Below are 3,432 nucleotides of genomic sequence, written 5' to 3'. Positions count from 1 at the left end.
CTCAACGCTATAGGAACTAGGGATAGTCACCAAACCCCTATTTTCCAGAATCCGATTGCCTGCTAAAGCTGGCATAGATATTTTAAGTCGATGTTTGACAGTTTTTAAACCGAAAGAAGCCACAGCAACCGCCAAAATTGGCCAAAAGAATTTAAGAGAATTATTCATACGAGATTAATTTATAGTCAATACTATAGTACTTAAAATTAGAGCGAAAGAAGATAGACTTACTAAAGAATTGAAATCGGTATTAGTGAAGAATTATCGAACTGGTATCCCCATATTCTGCCAAACTTTTTAATTTTCACAATTTTAGGAGGATTGTTATAGTTGAAAAAGTTTAGACAGTTAGAGCAGTGATGAAACGTATATTTGGTAAATTTATCGATCGAGTAGCTTTGACTTCTAGTATTATTGGATTATTTTGGTTGATGGGAATCGCAATCGAACGAGGAACTAGTATAGCGATCGCAACTGAAACTATCGAACAAAGCGATCGCTTAACCACCGAGTCATCCATAGCAGCAACTTCTAAGACTTCACTGCATTTCTTTCCCGATGTAAAAGACGAACAAAAATATCAAAGTATCCTTAAAAGCTTGAGCAATCGAGATTTAATTGCTAATTCTCAAGGAGAACTAATACAACAGATTGCCCAAAAATTTATCGGTGCGGAATATCAAGCAGGATTACTAGACAAGTCGCCCCAAGAAACTTTAATTATTTCTCTCCAGCAATTTGATTGTATGTTGTTTCTGGAAACAGTATTAGCGATCGCTAGTAACATTACTCAAAAGAATTTCGGCTATCAAGCCTTTAGTCAAGAAGTCGAAAGTCAACGTTATTGGAACGGAAAGATGAACGGTTATTGCAGTCGTTTGCACTATTTTTCTGACTGGATCGAGGATAATCAAAAGCGAGGCAAAATTAAAAATATTACTCGACAATTGGGCGGAGTGAAGACGATTAAACAACTTAACTTCATGACGACTCATCGTAACAGCTATGCCAACCTAGCCAAAAGCGACGCTGTTTTTAAATGTATTGCTGACGTAGAAGCCAGTCTGTCAGATCGATTTAATTACATTCCTACCCAAAATATCAAGCAAGTCTATTCTCAGCTACAACCTGGGGATCTTGTTGGTATTGCCACCAACATTCCAGGTTTGGACTTTACCCATACAGGATTTGTTTATCGACAGCCTAATGGCAACATGGGCTTAATACACGCTTCTCCCGCAGGAAAAGTAGTTATCGCCTCGGATTTACAAAATTATACAAGTAAAGTTAACCGTGCGATCGGGATTGTGGTTAGTAGAGTGGTTAACTAATAACTATTAGTTGAGATTGCCGTACAATGCTGAAATTATAGAACTTTTTGACTTTTGGATATGTCAAATCAAATTCTGAATTTTAATTAGAATTAGAACAAAAAAATAATTAATGGCGATGAATCAAATCAATACTAACCAGATTGAAGGTATCTACGAAGTCTGTATTGGTGTTATTGAGCCAAAAGCAATGGTTCAATATTGGTCGCAATTTGGCTACAAGATCGGACTAGAAGGGCAATTATCTGCCGACCTAGCTCGGGATTTATATGGAGTTAATTCTGCTTTGCACTCTCTAAGGCTATATCATCAGGATGCCGACCACGGTTTAATTCGTCTGATGGTTTGGGAAAATCCCACTAATGAAGGATTGCAGCTAACACCAATGAAAGTTAAGGGCAACCGTTGGGCAACTACTTTAACTGCTAATGTGTTGAATATTCTCAACCATGCAGAGAAAGCAGAGAAAGATGGTTTGCCTATTAAGTATATTAATCCTCAATGGACTGTCATCTATCAAACAGAGAATGGTCGTCCCTTTATTGATACTCTGGTGGGAGTAAGGGAAATGATGCTTTTGCAACCATTAATAAGGCAGGTATTTTTTCAACGCTTTAATTATGATGTTCCCAATTATGGGGCTATAAATCCCCATGCTACTTTTCAAACCAGCCAAGTTACCCACATGGGCATGGTGATTCAGGATGATAGCAAAGAAACTCTTCGATTTTACGAAGAAGTTCTGGGACTACTCCGCACTCAAGATGATATAGAAAGCACCTATGAAAATGCTCCTGGCGGACGACCGATTTTTGATCTGCAACCTGGAGAAAGATTTTGGGTAACCTCTTTTGACGATCCGCGATCTTCGGCGACCGACTGGAAGCTTGCCCGATCTGGCAGAATGTATATAATTCGGTTTCCTGAAGAGATGAAGTTAGAAAGTCGCTTTGCCCAGGCGCAACCTGGAGCTTTGGGGATGTCTCTTTATACCTATCGCGTCAGAGGAATTAAGGAATATTTTAACCGCGTTAAAAATAGTAAGGCATCACAAGTTACGGAAATAATTCCTAATGAGTTTGGAGAAGAAAGTTTTTCTTTTATTTCCCCTGATGGTTATTTTTGGACTTTGATTGGGGAATAAACCAGAAGCGAAATATCTTAGTTTTAAAAGTCAAAACAGACTATTTTTCATCTTTTAATTAAAACGTAATGCGATCGCTTTGTAATCGCCATGATTTTCACAAATGTGTTTAAGTTACTATCTATATAGTTAAAGCAATTTACTTGAAATGAAAACTCTATCAGAAATCGAACAAGCTATTAAAGAATTACCAACAAAAGAAGCTCGTCAACTAGCAGGTTGGTTGAATAAATATCTTGACGATGCTTGGGATAGACAAATGCAAACTGATTTATCAACAGGAAAGCTGGATGAGTTCATTGCAAAGGCTGAATCTGAAATTGAAGCTAACCAAGTGAGAGATTTAGACGAAGTCATTGACAACGCCTGATTTTTGGAATTCATACACCAAGTTACCATTCAAGATTAAAAAACAAGCCCGTAAAGCTTATCGACTTTGGCAAGAAAACCAATCTCATCCATCTCTACATTTTAAGAAAGTTGGCAAAAATCTTTGGTCTGCTCGTATTACTCAAAATTATCGTGCTTTAGCTCTTAAAAAAGGCGATGATTTTTATTGTGTATGGATTGGTACTCATGATGAATATGAATTGCTCTTGTCCTAAAAGAACTGTTAATGCGATCGCCTATCGCAATCAGCTTGCTTTAATTGTCAATCGTATTTCTAATTTAGATAATTTTCATGGCGTAAAAATAAAGAATTAGGTCACATAGGTTGATAAAGTGCTTTTAAATGACGATTTATTCAAATTTATTTATAATCGGCTTGTTTTATTGATCGTCTCTGCAAGACTACACTCATGGCTGAATATAATTACTCATCTGATTCTCCAGTTTCTACAAAAGAAGAAGATCGTTTTTCTCGCTGGGCTTTTTCAGAAAGAATTGCACAGGTTATTGCTCGTAGGAGCGATCCTAGTAGTATAGTCATAGGACTCTATGGAATCTGGGGCGATG

5 protein-coding genes are annotated in these 3,432 nt (G+C 37.3%); all 5 read left to right on the top strand.

The genetic code is table 11. The annotated features are described in order from the left end of the window. Positions 1-359 precede the first annotated feature (359 nt). The 5 genes from AC33VI_RS10800 to AC33VI_RS10780 all read left to right on the top strand — a co-directional run bounded on the left by AC33VI_RS10800 (position 360) and on the right by AC33VI_RS10780 (position 3,180). Positions 360-1,331: an N-acetylmuramoyl-L-alanine amidase-like domain-containing protein gene (locus AC33VI_RS10800; RefSeq protein WP_491782269.1), complete on the top strand. Its 972-nt coding sequence runs from the start codon at positions 360-362 to the stop codon at positions 1,329-1,331. A gap of 118 nt (positions 1,332-1,449) precedes the next feature. Beyond that, positions 1,450-2,475 carry a VOC family protein gene (locus AC33VI_RS10795; RefSeq protein WP_491782268.1) on the top strand — a complete coding sequence of 342 codons (1,026 nt, stop codon included), beginning with the start codon at positions 1,450-1,452 and terminating at the stop codon, positions 2,473-2,475. A 148-nt stretch (positions 2,476-2,623) separates the two neighbouring features. Continuing rightward, positions 2,624-2,845 (top strand): hypothetical protein, encoded by a 222-nt coding sequence (locus tag AC33VI_RS10790; RefSeq protein ID WP_491782267.1) that lies wholly within the window; start codon positions 2,624-2,626, stop codon positions 2,843-2,845. Continuing rightward, positions 2,832-3,080, top strand: coding sequence for a ParE family toxin-like protein (locus AC33VI_RS10785; protein WP_491782266.1), 249 nt, complete (start codon positions 2,832-2,834; stop codon positions 3,078-3,080). Before AC33VI_RS10790 ends, AC33VI_RS10785 begins: the two co-directional genes overlap by 14 nt. After that, on the top strand, positions 3,052-3,180 hold the full coding sequence (locus AC33VI_RS10780; protein ID WP_491782265.1) for a hypothetical protein: 129 nt from the start codon (positions 3,052-3,054) through the stop codon (positions 3,178-3,180). Before AC33VI_RS10785 ends, AC33VI_RS10780 begins: the two co-directional genes overlap by 29 nt. Positions 3,181-3,432 lie beyond the last annotated feature (252 nt).

The organism is Waterburya sp., from assembly GCF_058530065.1.
The sequence above is the reverse complement of the archived record's forward strand: the minus strand, read 5'-3'. Positions and strand labels throughout refer to the sequence as shown.

Excerpts from the sequence above, each read along its gene's own strand:
- AC33VI_RS10780 (WP_491782265.1), top strand. The coding sequence starts at position 3,052 with ATGATGAATATGAATTGCTCTTGTCCTAAAAGAACTGTTAATGCGATC.
- AC33VI_RS10795 (WP_491782268.1), top strand. The coding sequence starts at position 1,450 with ATGAATCAAATCAATACTAACCAGATTGAAGGTATCTACGAAGTCTGT.
- AC33VI_RS10800 (WP_491782269.1), top strand. The coding sequence starts at position 360 with ATGAAACGTATATTTGGTAAATTTATCGATCGAGTAGCTTTGACTTCT.
- AC33VI_RS10790 (WP_491782267.1), top strand. The coding sequence starts at position 2,624 with ATGAAAACTCTATCAGAAATCGAACAAGCTATTAAAGAATTACCAACA.